Here is a 15191-nt window from a genome sequence, read left to right on the forward strand (position 1 = left end):
CCCCTCCTTGTGGGGGAGATGTCCGGCAGGACAGAGGGGGTGCCACGCGGCACGCCCATCCACTCCCACCTGAAATAGGCATCCCAGTCGCACAACGCCACTATACAGCAACGGCAACGTACAAGGATGAGGAGCGCGTTGGAGGATGCCGCGCCGAAGCTCAAGAGAGCCTCATCCTGAGGTCCCCGCAGGGGCCTCGAAGGGCGAGGCGGGTGCGCCAAGGCTGGATGGATGCAAAGGAACAGCGTTGGGGAAAACGAGCGGTTCCTGGAGGAGCATCTGTGCACAACTGTCGCTGCGCGATTACTCCCCGCCTTCCGTCAGCGCATCCCTGACGATCGCATAATAACCGGCAAGCTCGGGAATATCGGCAGACAGCTTGTCGAAGACCGGGTCCGACGGGGCGAGCGTGGCGGAATATTTGGCGTCGATGAAGGCCTGGTGGGCGGCCAGCGCTTTGGCGTCGGCTTTGTGAACGACGGTGAAGACGGGTGAGGGGGCGGTGCGGCCCTTGACGATGATGCGGTCGAGTTCGACGACGATATAGGTGTCAGCGACCAGCCTGGCGGTTTCTTCTCCGAGCAGCAGCGCCACGCCGTAATTCTTCGATGCGCCTTCAAGGCGGGAGGCGAGGTTGACGCTGTCGCCGAGGCAGGAATAGTCGAAGCGGCGGGTCGAGCCCATGTTGCCGACGATGCATTCGCCGGTGTTGATGCCGACGCCCATCTTCAAAACATGCGGCTTGCGGCCGAGTGCAGCCGCCTCCCGCTCCAGCTGCCCGTTCAGCCGGGAAATCGCCGACTGCATGGCGAGCGAGGCGCGCACGGCGTGAAGCGCATGGTCGGGGTCGTCGAGCGGCGCATTCCAGAAGGCCATGATGCAGTCGCCCATATATTTGTCGATCGTGCCGCCGTGATCCATCACCACGTCTGAAAGCGGCGTCAGCAGACGGTTGATCAGGCCGGTCAGCTGCTCCGGATCGTCCTTCAGCGTCTCGGCGATCGTGGTGAAGCCGCGTACGTCCGAGAACAGCACCGAAAGCGTGCGCCGCTCGCCGCCGAGCCTCAGCTGCGACGGGTCACTCGACAGGCGCTTGACAAGATCAGGCGAGATGTATTGGGCGAAGGCGCGGGTGATCTGACGCTTGTTGCGGCGCTCCTCGGCGAAATCGAAGGCGGCCTGGGCGAAGACGACGGAGATATAGGCGACGGTCGGGCCGAGCGGTGAAACGAAGACATGGGTAAGTCGGATGCCGGCGGCACTGACGGCCGCGAAGGCGAGGAGCGCCGCCGCACTGTTCACCACCGTCAGCCAGCCCGTTGAGCGCCAGACGGTGGCGGCGGCAAGCAGCACCGATACCAGGATGCAGGCGGCAACCGTCGGCAGCCGGCCCTCGGCGATCGATAGGCCGCCGCGGATATTGTCGTAGATCGTCGCCTGGATTTCGACGCCGGAGACCAGCTTGCCGGTGTGAACTGTATAGGGTGTGGCGAAGGCATCGACACCGCCCTTGTCGATGGCAGGTGCGTTCTGCAGGCTTAAGCCGACGAGCACGACGCGGTCCTTGAAGTAGCCCGGCGGCAACAGGTTCTTCGGGTCAAGCGCCTGGTAATAGGAGACTGTGGGATAGCTGCGGGCCGGGCCGAAGGATTGGATAAGCCGGCCAGCCGGCAGCGCTTCGGGCGCCACGCCCGAGACCTTTGCTAGCATCGCCGCGAAGCCATCCTCATAGCCCGGGATGCGCCGGAAGATGCCGTCGCCGCTCAGATCGATCGAGGCGATGCCGGTGACGGCGCCCGCTTCGATCATTTGCGGCAGGGGTGTCGCGCGGATCAGTTGCGAGGCCTGCGGCGTCTCGATCAGTGTCTCGTCGCCGGCCAGCACCACATCGGGGCCGACCGCCCTGGTGATCGCCGCGTCATTATCAGATGTAGAGGGTTCGGCCATGATGATATCGAGGCCGATCACGCGGGCGCCGGCGGCGCGCAGTTGGCTGATGAGCTCGGCATGCAGGCTGCGCGGCCAGGGCCACTGCGCATTGATATCGGCAAGCGAGGGTTCGTCGATCGCCACTATGACGGGTCCGCCGGGTGGCGGACGGGGGTCGTCGACGGTCGAGAGATAGTCGAAGCTTCTGAGCTCCAGCAGCGACCAGGCGGGCAGGCGCGACAGGAGCAAGATGGCGATCAGCGTGGTCAGCGATAGCACCAGCAGCCTGAGATGGCGGCTCCTGGTCTGCCTGGCCTGCAGGGGCTTGTCCCGCACCCGCATCAGAAGCGGACTTTGAGGGTGCCCTTGAAGGCGCGGCCCCAGCCGGGCACGCCGGGCGTGATCTCGAAGTCCTCGTCGAGCAGATTATAGGCGGCCGCTTCCAGCTCCATGCGCTTGTCGAAGGGCTCCCAGACCAAGTGGGCGTCGAGGCTCCAATAATCGTCGAGTTTGGTGCCGAACCGATCGCCGTCGCGCTCGCCGATATAGTTGGCGGCAACCGTCGCCTTGACCTTGGCTTCGTTGACCCAGGTCAGCGCAATCTGTCCTGAATTCTGCGGTATGAAGGGAAGGGGGCCGCCGTAGATCGGTTCGAGCGGATCCCTGTTTTCCGAATCCATGTAGGCGTAGGTGGCGGAAAGGCCGAAACCATGGCCGAGCACGACGTTGGCGGTGACGGCAGCGCGATCGATGCGGCCGCGCGAGATCGGCAGACTCGTATCCGAGGGCAGCGAGATGAGCGGAAAATCGATCGAGAAATCATGCAGTTCCTGATGCTGGTACTCCACTGACGTGAAGAAACGGTCGGTCCATTCGGCATCCCACTGGAGGGCGACCGTATCCGTATAGCCTTGCAGATTGTTCGAAAACTGGTTCGCCTGCAGCCCAAGTACGCCGATCGGGGAAAGAGTCGGCACGGTGGTATCAAAGCTCTGACGCATGAAGGCAGCACGCAGCCAATGGTTTTCAACCGGCGCCCAGGCAAGACCGAAGCGCGGCTCCAGCCGGCTGATATCAATGCCGTCCCCCTCCATGCGCGTGGCGAACAAGGCGTATTCGCCCTTGAGATCGGGCGTGATCTCATGCAGCACATCGACATAGGCGCGGCCGATATCGATGGTATTCTCGGTACGATCGGGAGGAGCTGTCAAGCCCAGGAGCGTCGTATCGACGCTGCTGCTGGCATCCATCCAGCCGCCTTCGATGCCGTAGCGAAATGTCAAAGGTCCGGCACCTATGGAATGGCTCAAAGCGCCGATATAGGTATGAGATTCGATCTCCTGAGTGACGTTGGTAAAGGGAATGACGAAGGGAACCCCTGCGCCGATAAACACCGGGTCCACGTCGACATCAAGCGCGCTGTTCGTGGTCGATTTGCTTCTTGAATAAAGCAACGCTCCATTCAACACGTTTTCATAGGCAAACGTATGGCTCCAGCCGATGCCGGCATATGTGGTTTCTCGTGCGGTCTGCTCTGTTGTGTAGAGAGGCAGCGCGATAGGGACACGGAACAGGAGTTCCATGAACCCGGTGTTTGAGGACAACGCATTCAGGGTTCCATCGTTCTTGCCATGGTTGACGAAGGCTACTACGCGATCGTCAGGCGTGACTGTTGCCGTCAGATAACCGTTGGCGCCCAGCAGCTTGTTATCCGTCTGGACACCGCCGAAATCCCGGTAGTCGCGGTCGAGCGCCAGTTCTTCCCAGGTCAGATTGCCGTAGAAGCTGATCGGGATCGTCGCGTTTGAATAGCCTTGGATATCGGCTTCGCCGATGCGCCTTGTATGGCCGTCGACACTGTTGATGCCGCCGCCGAGCGAGCCTTCGATGAAGGGCACGTCGAATAGGGTTGCCGAGCGCGAGCGGCCGGAGAGCATGTGCGGAGAGATCAGCAGGCCCTGGATGAAGGATGAGTAGCTCGACGCGTTGCCGCGGTTCTGGATGATATTGTCGTCGCTGAAGTTCGTCGCGTTGACGAAAGGAAAGATGCTGCCCTTGATCGACTGATCGATATAGCCGCTGCCTTGGAAGGGATCGAAAACCGCATCGCCGTAATAGCGGCCCCAGGCATCCAGCCCCTGGAGCCGGAAGGCGTCGTTCAGCGTCGAGCCGGCGCTCGCATTGGCGCCGAGGCCGCTGTAATCGCCGCCGCGGGCGCGCGAGCGGCGCAGGAACTCCTGCGCGTTGCGGATCGCGCCGTCGGCGTCGTAATCGTCGATATCGACGGCAGTGCGGAATGCCGAGATAGCCGGATCGTTCTTGTCGAGGCGGTCGGCATTGTCGAGTGCCTGCTGGGATGGAATGCGGTCGCCCTTTTCGTAATGGGCGGCAGCGAGCATCAACTGCGACTGCGAATGCGCCGGATTGGCCGTGCTGGCGGCAAGCAGATCTTGCAATGCTTTGTCGCGCTCGCCGGTCTGCAGGTAATAGCGGCCGCGGGCGAGCAGGACGAGATCGAAGGATGGATCGAGGGCGATTGCCGTATCGATCTCGCGCTTGGCCTCCTTCATCCGCCCCTGGTCGAGATAGAGGATTGCCAAGTTCGCGTGCAGCAGCGGGTCCTGCGGATCGAGCTCGATCGCCTTCTTGAAGGCCTTTTCCGCTTCGCCATTGGCGTCGCGCGAACTCTCCAGCAGGCCGAGCGAATTCAGCGTGCCTGATGCGCCGGGGGCAAGTGCTATGGCGCGGTTCAGATCGGCAAGCGCGCCGTTGATGTCGCTCTGATAAACCGCCTTGTAGCTCGCGCGAGCGGAGAGCGCCATCGGATGGTCGGGGTCGAGCGCCAGCGAGCGTTCGATCGCCTCCTTCATCTGTTCGCGGTCGTCGGTGAGCTGCGCCAGCTGGGCGCGGACCGCCGGCAGGGTCGGATCGTCGGGATAGCGCTGTTCGGCTTTCTTGATGATCTCGAGAGCTGCGCGCGGGTTTTGCAGGAAGCCGGCCGTATAGGCCTGCATGATGGCGCCGTAGGGGCCGGTGGTATTGGCCGGCGGCGGTTCGGCATGCTTCGGATCGGCAAGCGAGCGGGCGAAATAGGCGCCATATTGCGCCATGTTGCGGCGTGTCGGATCGAGATGCGGCAGGGCCTTCTGGAAGAGCTTGGCGGCATCGCCATAGCGCTTTTCAGAGCCGGCGACGGTGGCGTCGATCAGGTCGATGCGTGCCTGCTGGGCTGCCGTCAGCTTGCGGCCGCGGATATTCTCTAGTGTTGCGGCTGCGGCCTGGCGTCCGTCGAAGGCGCTCTGCACTTCGGCGAGTTCCAGCCAGTCTTCGGTGGTGCGGCGCTCCGGCGGCAGCGCCAGCAGGCGGCGGCGCTCCGTCGCCATGCGGTCGGCCCGCAATGGCGAGGTCGGCATCAGGTCGAAGCCGTCGCGCAGGTCCAGATAGAAGAGCATTTGCTCGCGGTCGTCGGGATTGACGCTGATGATCTTGTGCGGCGCCTGGCCGATGGTGGCGACTGCCCCTTCACCCTCGCTGACCTCGACGCTGCCCTGCGGGTTGGAGAGCGCCACGCGGCCTTCGAGCACGATCATCGAGGTCTTGGCGCCCTCGACAGTCATCGTCCAGTCGGTGCCGCGGATCGCGGCGGCGGCGGCCGGTGTTTCCACGGTCAGGCCCTGGCCGCCGCGCTCTGCGCGTGCCCAGATGGTGCCGGATTGGAGATTGAGCACCGTATCGCCGCTTGCGGCCATCTTCTTGACTTGCAGGGAGGAATTGCGGCCGAGTCGCACCTGCGTATGATCGGAAAAGACGATGGCGAGCTGGCCATTGGCATTGGTGCGCAGCACGTCGCCAGTCAACAGATCCTGGTTGATGTCAACGACGCGCCAGTCCGACACGTCGATGAATCGCACTTCCTCGCCGGTCTTTCGGGCGATCACCGAGCCGGCGACCGGCGTGGCGCGCGGCACGGGATCAGCCATCGCCGGCAGCCCGAAACCGGGCACGGCAAACGCAAGCGCCATCCCGATGCGACAGATGTTACTGGAATAACCCCGCATGTCCTCGACCCCATACCCCGCTTCCCCTTTGTCCGCGTAGAGTGGAAAAGTCAAGCATGTTGCACACGTGTTCTTGCTTTCGCCGAGGAGTGTAATATCAGGGAAACACTTTGGGGTACGGAGTATTCAGGTGAGCGAGTTTGAAAATGCCACTGAGGTAATGCTGAGCAATCCCTCAAGCGGGGACGTCAGCACCGAGTATTTCGATCATATCAAGAAAATCAACGACATATTTTATGATCAGATCAAGATATCCGATCAGAAGGCCGCCTATATCTTTACTTTCATGCTTGCCTTTCTGGTGAGTTCCAGCGAGGTGCGGGCCGTCTTCAGCCTGGGGCGCTACACAGGCGGCACGCCGGGCAGCATACTGTTTTCCGGCCTGCTTGCCGCAGCCTCGGTCTTCTCCATCCTGTCGGCGATTCTTGTCGTGCTGCCGCGGCGTCTCGGCGCCTCCACCTCGCTGTTCTGGGGCTCTTGGCCCAAGCATCGCGACATGTTCTTCGAGGCCGCTGTTCGCCGTGACGAGCGCTACCTCTTCGACCAGTATTTTGAAAACGCCAACATCCTCTCTGCCATCGCCTGCAACAAATATCGCTGCGTCACCTTCGCCTTTCGTGGCTTGATGGTGAGCGTGATCGCCTATGTCTTGCTTTTGATTGCCGGGTGAGGGTGAGGCGGCGATGCCAGGGATGCGGGGCGCGCCGAGGCGCGCCCTGATCATTCAATCTTCGACTTCGAGGACGAACTCGATCTCGATCGGCACACCTAAGGGCAGGCTGGCGACGCCGAGGACGACGCGGCCGGAGAGTCTTTCCTCGCCGAAGACCTGGAGCAGCATTTCGGATGCTCCATCAGCGACCTTCGGGTGGTCGCGGAAATCGCCTTCGGTGGCGATATAGACGCCGAGCTTGACGACCCTGACGACCCTGTCCAGCGAGCCGAGGTACTCTCTGGCGGCGGCGAGGGCGCTGAGCGTCGCCGTTTCGGCTGCCTTCCTGCCGTCTTCGGCCGTCAGCGTACCGCCGACGCGGCCGATATAGCGCGGTTTGCGGTCGATGACCGGCAGCATGCCGCTGAAGAAGACCAGCTTGCCTGTCCGGATCGCCTCGACATAGGCCCCGAACGGCGTCGGCGGCGGGGGAAGCGTGATGCCGAGGTCCTGCAGCCGCCGTTCCGCGCTGGCTGCCTGCGCTTTTCGATGGTTTACCATTTGCCCAGATGTGCTCCGCCGTCGACGTGCAGCACCTCCCCGGTGATACGCGGGGCTTCCGTCAGGAAGAGGACCGCTTCGACGATCTCATCGACATTTGAAATGCCAGCTATCGGCGACAGCGTGCTCAGGAAATCCTTCGGATTGTCCTTGTGCAGCGGCGTGTCCACGACACCGGGAGCCACGATATTGAAGCGAATTTTCTCGTTCGCATATTCCATCGCCAAGTTCTTGGAGATCGCGTTGATGCCGCCTTTCGTCATCATCGACACCGAAGCGGAGAAGCCGGCGATCGGATGATCGGTCAAGGGCGTCGTGATGCTGACGACGCTGCCGCCTGACTTCTGTGCGCGCATCTGTCTGACGGCCAGTTGGGTCAGATGGATGAAACCTTCGAGATTGGTCGAAGACAACGTCCTGAAATCCGTCATCGTGAAATCGACAAACGGCTTGGCCAAGAAGATGCCGGCATTGTTGACGAGCGCGTCGATCGAGCCGAAACGGTCGATCGCGGTTTTGGCCACGTGGGCCGCAGTCTCGGGATCGCCGATGTCGCCGTCGACGAGGGCCAGCCTGTCGGAAGCCGTGAGAGCATCCGACGCGCTGACCTGGCGGGAGGTGGCGACGACGTTGTAGCCGCGTTCGACGAAGGCATTGACGAGGCCTGCTCCGATACCCTGGGAGGCCCCGGTAATGATGACTGTCTTTTGCTTGGTCATGTTGAACTCCATTAATCTGGTTCGGGCAACACGAGCCTTGCGAGGGCGGGTCGCTCGAGATGGGCCGGCGCCTTAGCGCCGGCCATCGGTTGGTGTGTTTTCGCAAGGTGAATATGGCGAAAACCCTATTGCTCGATTAGATGGAAATATCTGGATTCTCTTTTGCAATGATGCAAAAGTGAAGGCATGGCGGACCTCAACGACATCGCTGTTTTCGTAAAGGTGGCGCAGTACGGGAGTTTCAGCCGTGCGGCCCATTCCCTCGGCATGCCCGTTTCAACTGTCAGTCGGAAGGTGACATCGTTAGAAGAACAGCTCGGTGTGACGCTCATCCAGCGCACGACGCGTAAGCTCAGTCTTACCGCGCAGGGGCAGGCCTATTACAATAGGTGCAGCGAGCCGCTCGCTCATCTCGTGGACGCCGAGCAGGCTCTTACGAAAACGCAAAGAAAGCCGGAGGGATTGTTGAAGATCTCCGTTCCGGTGATCTTCGGGCAGGAACCCTTCTACGAATTCGTCTCCTGTTTTCTGAAGATCTATCCCGATATTCAAATCGATCTTTTCGTCACCAATCTGTTTCTTGATCTGATCGCCGAAAATATCGACCTCGCCATCCGTTTCGGCGAGCTGAAGGACTCCTCCATCGTCGCGCAACGGCTCGGCAAGAGCGTCCGATATCTCGTCGCCGCACCCAGCTATTTCGAAGGCCGGGCGCTTCCTTCGAAGCCGGAGGACCTTAGGGATCATGATTGCGTGCTCCTGAACGGCCGCAACGGCGAAGGGGAGTGGCATCTGGTCAGCGGTCGGCGAGCGATCGACGTCCGTGTTAAGGGGCCGGTCTCCAGCCGGGATTTTGATGCAGTCAGCGCCTTTACCTATCGCGGCCACGGAATCGGGCTGCTGCCCTCGACCTATTGCGACGACGAAATCCGGAGAGGTGAGCTCATCCGCCTGCTGCCCGACTGGTCGTCGGAGGAAATCTTCGTACATGCCGTATACCCCACCCGGCGCTTCCTGCCCTTGCGCCTTCAGGTCTTTCTGGAAGCGCTGAAGACATGGAAAAGCCCATTGTGGTTGCCGCTCCACTGAATGCGGGATGGCATAAGGGACAGATGTCCCATAGCAGGCCTGACATAAGGCCCGGGAATACGCCAAACGAGCACTCACAGGCGCCACGATTTCGACACCCTCAATTTGGCGCGCCTGGCGCTTTGTCATCACTGAAAATTGAAACCGCCGGCGCGTCCGAGCACCCGCACCTCCGCAAGCTGTGTTACAGTTTCTTCGCTTCCTGACGAGGATTTGCCGATGCTGACGACACTTGCTGTGCTCATGGCTATTACCGGCGTCGCGCCGGCAGCTGGGGCGGGCGGAAACGAGGTCGACGTGACGCTTGTGCTTGCCGTCGACACCTCGCGGTCCATGGATTTCGAGGAGATCGGCATTCAGCGCGACGGTTATGTCGAGGCGCTGAAGCATAAGGAATTCATCGATGCGGTCAAGGGCGGTCTCACCGGCCGCATTGCCATCAGCTATTTCGAATGGGCTGGCTATGTCGTCCAGGATTCGATGATCGACTGGCAGGTGATCGAGACGGAAGCGGATGCGATCGCTTTCGCCGACAAGCTCGATGCCCGGCCGATCGCCACGCAACGACGCACCTCGATCTCCACCGCCATCGATCAGGGCGCCAGCATGATCATCACCGGTCCCTTTCGCGGCAGGCGCGAGGTGATCGACATTTCCGGCGACGGCCCCAACAATTCCGGCGATCCTGTCACACCCGCCCGCGACAAGGCGGTGGCATCAGGCATGATCATCAACGGGCTGACCATCATGCTGCGTCCTTCCGATGCACCCGGCGGGCTCGACAAATATTATGCCGATTGCGTGATCGGCGGCCCCGGCAGCTTCGTGCTGCCGGTCAACAAGATCGAGGATTTCGCCATCGCCGTGCGCCGAAAGCTGGTGCTCGAGATCAGCGGCATTTCCCCGTCGCCTGGGGTGGAGAGGATCGCCGCCGACGCGCCGACGACGGATTGTCTGATCGGCGAGAAGCAGTGGCGGGATATATTTGATCGATGAGGTGCGGGCTATGGCGCGCGACTTGGGACGAGCAGAGACGGGGGTGCCGCATGGCACCCCTAGAAAGGAAAGAAGCCTCGCCCTGAGGGGCTCGAAGGCGAAGCGGGTACTCCCAGCGTCTGTCGCCGCAACCTACAACGGCAGCTGCCTGCCGGCCTGCTCGCTGACCATGTATTCGGCGTACCAGTCCGGCCAGTTCTCGTCATGCTTGCCGCCGTTGCGTTTCTCGTGTTCGCCGTGGGCTTGGGCGGCGCGGCGGAGTGCCGCCGCAAGGTCGCTCGATGTCGAGAAGGCCGTCTCATCGGCGTCGATGCGTCCCGGCAGGCGGGTGGTGACTTCCTGAAACAACCAGCCGTTGCCATCCGGATCCTTGAAGGAGGCGAAGGAACGGTAGCTGCGGTGCTCGGGGTCGCGGCCGGCGACGCGCAGGCGGCCGAAGAGATAGGGCTCGTCCGTGCCGGCATAGACGCCCGATGCGTCGTGGAAGACCTCGCTCACCTCGACGCCGCGGGCGATGAGATCGCGCCGCGCGGCCTCGATGTCGGAGACGATCAGGTAGAGCCCTTGCGCTGAGCCGGGGGCGGCGGCCGTGACGTTCCTGCCGAAGATGATGGCGCAGCCGGAGCCCGGCGGGGTGAACTGAATCACCCGGAAATCGACATCATTGGCAAAGTCGGCGTCGAGCCTCCAGCCCAGGTTCTCATAAAAGCGTTTGGCGCGGTCGACGTCGGAAACGGGGATGACGACCACTTCGAGCTTGGTGTCGATCGGCCGTGTTTCTGGAATTTCGATGGGGGTTTCACTGCGCATTGCATTGCTCATCTTCAGCTCCCTTGAGGTTTGGACGCATTAAGAATGGCGATACATGTCGGGATCGAGTGGACCACAGCGTGGGGTGGGCGTCGAATCAATTATTCTGCTGTTGGAGAAGACGGCGGGCTTCTCCCGCCGTCAGTTTGTCGACAAGCCCGTCCTCTATTTGGCGTCGTCCTCGGCCTTGGCCGATGATCTGCTGCACCTGATGTAGATGCTCGGGACAAACCCGAGCATGACGAAAGAGCGGTTGGCCGACTTCGTCAGTTGGGGGATAGCGGACCGATCCTGCGCCTGTCGCGCGGGCTTCTATGCCGCAAGGGCGGCGCGCGTTTTGCCGATCATCAGGGCGGCGCGTGCCGCCTCGCGGCCTTTCTCGACGAAGTGCGCGCGATAGATCTGGGTATGGTGTTCCGTCTCCTGATACTGGTGCGGTGTCAGCGAAACGGATAGCACCGGCACGCCCGTATCCATGCCGGCACGCATCAGGCCGTCGACGACGGCCTGGGCGACGAATTCGTGGCGGTAGATCCCGCCGTCGACGACGAAGGCAGCGGCGATGACGGCGGCGTAACGTCCGGTCGCGGCAAGATCGCGCGACAAAAGCGGCATTTCGAAAGCGCCGGGGACATCGAATATGTCGATCTGTTCGGCGGGAACAAGCTGTTGGAAGCCTTCAAGCGCACGGTCGACGATATCGGCGTGCCAGCCGGCTTTGACGAAGGCATAACGGGTGGGTGTCATGGTAATCTCCTTTGGCGTACAGACACATCACCCAAGGCGATCACGAGCATCCGCCGCCAGCCCGGAGGGCAGCAGCAGCGCACGTTCTCTTTCATCCGGACTATGACCGTCGGCTCAGGCATCTCACCTGATCTGCTGACCCTTCCGAGGAAGGCGCTCGCGGGCTCGCAATCGAAACTGCATACCGCCGGTAGGGACTTTCACCCCGCCCTGAGAACGGCGCGGACAATAGGGGCAAGGCGGCGGGCTGGCAATAGGGTAAGATGGTTTCCGGATGGGTGCGTTGGTGTGTCCTCTAATATGGCCATTTGCCTTTCGCTGCAGCTCAAGGCGTTCATCGCTTTCGCTCCCCGCCCCTCATCTGCCTGCCGGGCTTCTTTTCCCCGCTGGGGAGAAGGGGAATCGCGGCGGGCGCCTCGCTCCATTTGAGATGTTTGCGGTAGGTATGGTCACCGTGAGGCTTGCTTCCCCTTCGCCCCAGCGGGGAAAAGAAGCCCGTCAGGGCAGATGAGGGGGTGAGCGACGATGGGAGCGAATGCGCTGAGCGTCAGCGAAGGGCACATGCTCCACCACCCTTGTTGAGCACGCCCTTCCGCCTACATGCTTCTGCTGAGGAATATCCATGTCGAAAAAGCATGCTGCTCCGCCTCACTGAGGGGTAGAGCAGCAACCATGGGAGAGAGCGATGCCAGAATCTTTCGTCGTGCGCCGCGAGACGCATCTTGCAGCGCCGCCGGCGGCGGTGTTTGCGCTGATGACCGATCCGGAGAAGATCCTGCGCTGGATGGGGACGGAGGCCGAGGTCGAGCCGGAGCCCGGCGGGCTCTATCTCGTCAACGTCACCGGCGCCCGTTTTGCGCGCGGCTCGTTTCGCGAGGTGGTGCCGGTGCATCGGCTTGCCTACAGCTTCGGCTGGGACGGCAGCGAGGTGGTGCCGCCCGGGTCGAGTCTGGTCGAGATCGACCTGATCGAACAGGGAGGCGGGACGCTTTTGCGGCTCACCCATAGCGGCCTGCCGAGTGCGGAGCAGTGCGCTGGCCACGAGGAAGGCTGGGCGCATTACCTCGGACGGCTCACCGAGGTCGCCGCCGGGCGCAACCCCGGTCCAGATCCATTTTACGGCAGGAGATGAACGGTTTTCGGCAGGCGGCGGGACGCCCCTCAAGCGCTTGACGCTACGGGAAGAACGGTTTGCCGCGGTCAAAAAAGTGCTGCTTTTTCGTCCGCAAACATGAACGTACAGTTCATCTCCAGTTCAATTTGGCGGTCCTAAGGTGATTGCGGCTGGATGAAATGGAGTTTTCGATGAAGGCACTTTCTATCGCGGCTGCCTTGCTCGCTGGCAGCCTCTCGATCGGCACGGCTCAGGCGATGCCGATCGGGGCAATCAAGGTTGAGAGCACTGTCACAAAGGTCGACTACGCCTGTGGTCGCGGTTGGCACCTGACCCGCTGGGGCGAATGCCGGCGCAACTGGCACCGCCCGCCGCCTGTAGCTTTCTATGGCGGTCCGCCCCGCTGGGGCTGGGAGCGGCGTCATCGCGATTGGGATAGCCCGCGCTGGGGCTATGAGCGGCGCTGGGACCGCGAACGCCGCTGGCGGGATGACTACTAAAAAGCCTTTGACAGAGGCAGACAAACGAGGGCCGGTGCGATGTTTCGCCCGGCCTTTATCCGTTGAAATAACGAATGCGCTCAAATGCGGCTGACGAGCCAGTGCTTTCCGTCGATCAGCTCTTCAAGCTCGGCCGGATCCTTGACGCCGAACTCGAACCATTCCACGAGTTCCTTCGCCTTCCGCTTGCTTTCCTCGGCTGTAAAGTCGATCCCATAGCGCTCGCACCAGCGTCGAAGGATCGACGTCAGCAGCGTCATGTCATTCCCGTCAAGCGGGTCTTTCGGCCAGTATGTCGTGCCCATCGCAACCCCTCAATCGCTAATGACAGGCTGGCACATAATCGAATCAATGTCGCGCAATTTAAAAGTGTTTATTGGGTTGTTTTCCACCGTGGTGAATGGTTTTCCACAGAGTTGTTGGACGGTGGGGTTGACAGGGGTGCGGAGGGACCCGGCTGGCGCAAGTGCCGAAAGGAAATCCCCCGGACACCTGAGGTGTCCTCAGTTGCCGACAAAGTCTCCTCCGTCATGCCCGGCCTTGTGCCGAGTATCTGACCAGGGCAGTTGTTTGAACGAAAACCGTTTATTTTCAGATGCATAATTGGATCGTCGCAGATCCTCGGCACAAGGACGAGGATGACGTCGGGGGTTTTGGTTGCCAACAGGCGGATACCGGAGACCACCTCAGAGGCCGCGGGAGTGTCCGTGGGCTGATGTCTCGGGGTTGCCCACGTCCTGTTGCAATGCCAATGTTAACCCATGGATCTGCCTTCCTCTCTTGCCTGGCTGATTGACGAGGCTGCGGCTTCGCCCGGTCCCGAACGGTTTCTGGCCGAGCTCGGGCGCCGGCTGCTGGCCGATGGCTTGGCGCTTTCCGGCGGCGCGCTGACACTTTCGGTGCCGCATCCGATCATCGCGCGCCGTACCTGGCTGTGGCGAGCCGAAACCGGAGCCGTCATCGAGGCGTTGGGTTTTGCCGCCGCACCTCAAAGCGATGCCGGGCGCGAATGGCTGGCCGGGCTTGGGCCGGTTTGGGAGGAGAGCATTGGAGCTTCGCGGGACGGCGCTGTGCTCGGCTGGGCGGGCGTCGGCAGGAGGACGGGGGCGGACGAATTTTCTCCTGATGAAGCCGCGCGGCTGCAGGAGATCGCGCGTTTTGCCGCCGCGCCGCTTACGGCCCTTGCGGCGCGGGAGGCGCGGGCGGCACTGCTTGAAGCCTATCTCGGCCGGCGCAGTGCGGCTCGGGTTCAGTCCGGTGCACTTGCCCGCGGCACCGGCGAAACCATTCGCGCCGCTCTTCTCTGCGCCGATTTGCGGGATTTCACCGCACTTTCCCAGGTGACGGAGCCGCAGGCGATGATATCAGCGCTCGACGCCTATTTCGACCGCGTCGCCGGCGCCGTGCACGCCTTCGGCGGCGAGGTGCTGAAATTCATCGGCGACGGCGTGCTGGCGATCTTTCCCGTCACCGCCGCTTCCGGTGACGAGGCCCGGGCTGATCGAGAAGCCTGCGAGGCGGCGCTTCGGGCCGTCGCCGCCAGCCGCGCCGGCATGATCCATCTCGATCGGATGCGCGAGGCTGAGGGGCTGGCGCCGCTGCCCTTCGGCGCCGCCCTGCATTTCGGCGAAATCCTCTGGGGCAATATCGGCGCCGCCGACCGGCTTGACTTCACCGCCATCGGCCCGGCGGTCAATCTGGTCAGCCGGCTGGAAGGGCTCTGCAAGCCGCTCGGCCACGGCGTTCTGATCTCAGGTGCCGTGGCGGCGAATACCGAGGCCGCGCTGACGCCGCTCGGCGAGCATGCCCTGCGCGGCATCGCCGAGCCCTGCGCCATCTTCACTTTGGCTGGGGTTTGAACCCTGAGATCGGGCTGTCCGCCTTCACCTGCCATGGCATGTTTTCCCACAAACCGCGCAGAAGAATCATTCTCGTAGGCGTGTGATCAAGCCTGGCCATCGCTGAAGATCGTTTTCGAATCTCCTTCGGAAAAGGTCTGCAAAGAAATATTTGCAA

General features: G+C 62.1%; 13 protein-coding genes and 1 riboswitch. Of the genes, 6 read left to right on the forward strand and 7 right to left on the reverse strand.

Annotation, left to right across the window (positions count from 1 at the left end; translation table 11 throughout):
• Positions 1 to 303 precede the first annotated feature (303 nt).
• Positions 304 to 2271, reverse strand: a complete 1968-nt coding sequence (locus tag HJC00_RS12920; RefSeq protein ID WP_221145425.1) for an adenylate/guanylate cyclase domain-containing protein — start codon at positions 2269 to 2271, stop codon at positions 304 to 306.
• Positions 2271 to 5987 (reverse strand): FecR domain-containing protein, encoded by a 3717-nt coding sequence (locus HJC00_RS12925; protein ID WP_311044176.1) that lies wholly within the window; start codon positions 5985 to 5987, stop codon positions 2271 to 2273. The genes HJC00_RS12920 and HJC00_RS12925 overlap by 1 nt, the downstream gene beginning before the upstream one ends.
• Positions 5988 to 6117: 130 nt before the next feature.
• Between HJC00_RS12925 and HJC00_RS12930 the strand changes: the two genes are divergently transcribed.
• Positions 6118 to 6657 carry a Pycsar system effector family protein gene (locus HJC00_RS12930; protein WP_210631596.1) on the forward strand — a complete coding sequence of 180 codons (540 nt, stop codon included), beginning with the start codon at positions 6118 to 6120 and terminating at the stop codon, positions 6655 to 6657.
• A 54-nt stretch (positions 6658 to 6711) separates the two neighbouring features.
• On the opposite strand, the gene HJC00_RS12935 is transcribed toward HJC00_RS12930, so the two are convergent.
• Together HJC00_RS12935 and HJC00_RS12940 are read right to left on the reverse strand one after the other, a co-directional pair.
• On the reverse strand, positions 6712 to 7200 hold the full coding sequence (locus tag HJC00_RS12935) for a RidA family protein (RefSeq protein WP_221145424.1): 489 nt from the start codon (positions 7198 to 7200) through the stop codon (positions 6712 to 6714).
• A complete protein-coding gene (locus HJC00_RS12940) occupies positions 7194 to 7919 on the reverse strand; it encodes an SDR family NAD(P)-dependent oxidoreductase (RefSeq protein ID WP_221164141.1) in 726 nt (241 codons plus the stop codon). Before HJC00_RS12940 ends, HJC00_RS12935 begins: the two co-directional genes overlap by 7 nt.
• 186 nt (positions 7920 to 8105) lie before the next feature.
• On the opposite strand from HJC00_RS12940, the gene HJC00_RS12945 reads away from it, so the two are divergent.
• Together HJC00_RS12945 and HJC00_RS12950 are read left to right on the forward strand one after the other, a co-directional pair.
• Positions 8106 to 9008 carry a LysR family transcriptional regulator gene (locus HJC00_RS12945; RefSeq protein WP_210630828.1) on the forward strand — a complete coding sequence of 301 codons (903 nt, stop codon included), beginning with the start codon at positions 8106 to 8108 and terminating at the stop codon, positions 9006 to 9008.
• A gap of 219 nt (positions 9009 to 9227) precedes the next feature.
• Positions 9228 to 10004 carry a DUF1194 domain-containing protein gene (locus tag HJC00_RS12950; protein WP_221164142.1) on the forward strand — a complete coding sequence of 259 codons (777 nt, stop codon included), beginning with the start codon at positions 9228 to 9230 and terminating at the stop codon, positions 10002 to 10004.
• 132 nt (positions 10005 to 10136) lie between these two features.
• On the opposite strand, the gene HJC00_RS12955 is transcribed toward HJC00_RS12950, so the two are convergent.
• A complete protein-coding gene (locus tag HJC00_RS12955) occupies positions 10137 to 10826 on the reverse strand; it encodes a VOC family protein (protein ID WP_210630830.1) in 690 nt (229 codons plus the stop codon).
• A gap of 300 nt (positions 10827 to 11126) precedes the next feature.
• Positions 11127 to 11561, reverse strand: a complete 435-nt coding sequence (locus HJC00_RS12960) for a 6,7-dimethyl-8-ribityllumazine synthase (protein WP_210630831.1) — start codon at positions 11559 to 11561, stop codon at positions 11127 to 11129.
• Positions 11562 to 11640: 79 nt separating this feature from the next.
• A riboswitch (FMN riboswitch) is annotated at positions 11641 to 11783 on the reverse strand.
• A 463-nt stretch (positions 11784 to 12246) separates the two neighbouring features.
• Here HJC00_RS12960 and HJC00_RS12965 point away from each other — a divergent pair.
• Together HJC00_RS12965 and HJC00_RS12970 are read left to right on the forward strand one after the other, a co-directional pair.
• The gene (locus HJC00_RS12965; RefSeq protein WP_210630832.1) at positions 12247 to 12693 is read left to right on the forward strand and encodes an SRPBCC domain-containing protein; all 447 of its coding nucleotides are present in this window, start codon (positions 12247 to 12249) and stop codon (positions 12691 to 12693) included.
• A gap of 173 nt (positions 12694 to 12866) precedes the next feature.
• Positions 12867 to 13175, forward strand: a complete 309-nt coding sequence (locus tag HJC00_RS12970; RefSeq protein ID WP_221145421.1) for a GCG_CRPN prefix-to-repeats domain-containing protein — start codon at positions 12867 to 12869, stop codon at positions 13173 to 13175.
• A gap of 80 nt (positions 13176 to 13255) precedes the next feature.
• Here HJC00_RS12970 and HJC00_RS12975 read toward each other — a convergent pair whose 3' ends face one another.
• Positions 13256 to 13480: a hypothetical protein gene (locus HJC00_RS12975; RefSeq protein ID WP_210630834.1), complete on the reverse strand. Its 225-nt coding sequence runs from the start codon at positions 13478 to 13480 to the stop codon at positions 13256 to 13258.
• 456 nt (positions 13481 to 13936) lie between these two features.
• On the opposite strand from HJC00_RS12975, the gene HJC00_RS12980 reads away from it, so the two are divergent.
• On the forward strand, positions 13937 to 15034 hold the full coding sequence (locus HJC00_RS12980) for an adenylate/guanylate cyclase domain-containing protein (protein WP_221164143.1): 1098 nt from the start codon (positions 13937 to 13939) through the stop codon (positions 15032 to 15034).
• Positions 15035 to 15191 lie beyond the last annotated feature (157 nt).

Origin of the sequence: Rhizobium sp. NLR22b, assembly GCF_019685295.1 — a bacterium.
Classification (GTDB): domain Bacteria; phylum Pseudomonadota; class Alphaproteobacteria; order Rhizobiales; family Rhizobiaceae; genus Rhizobium.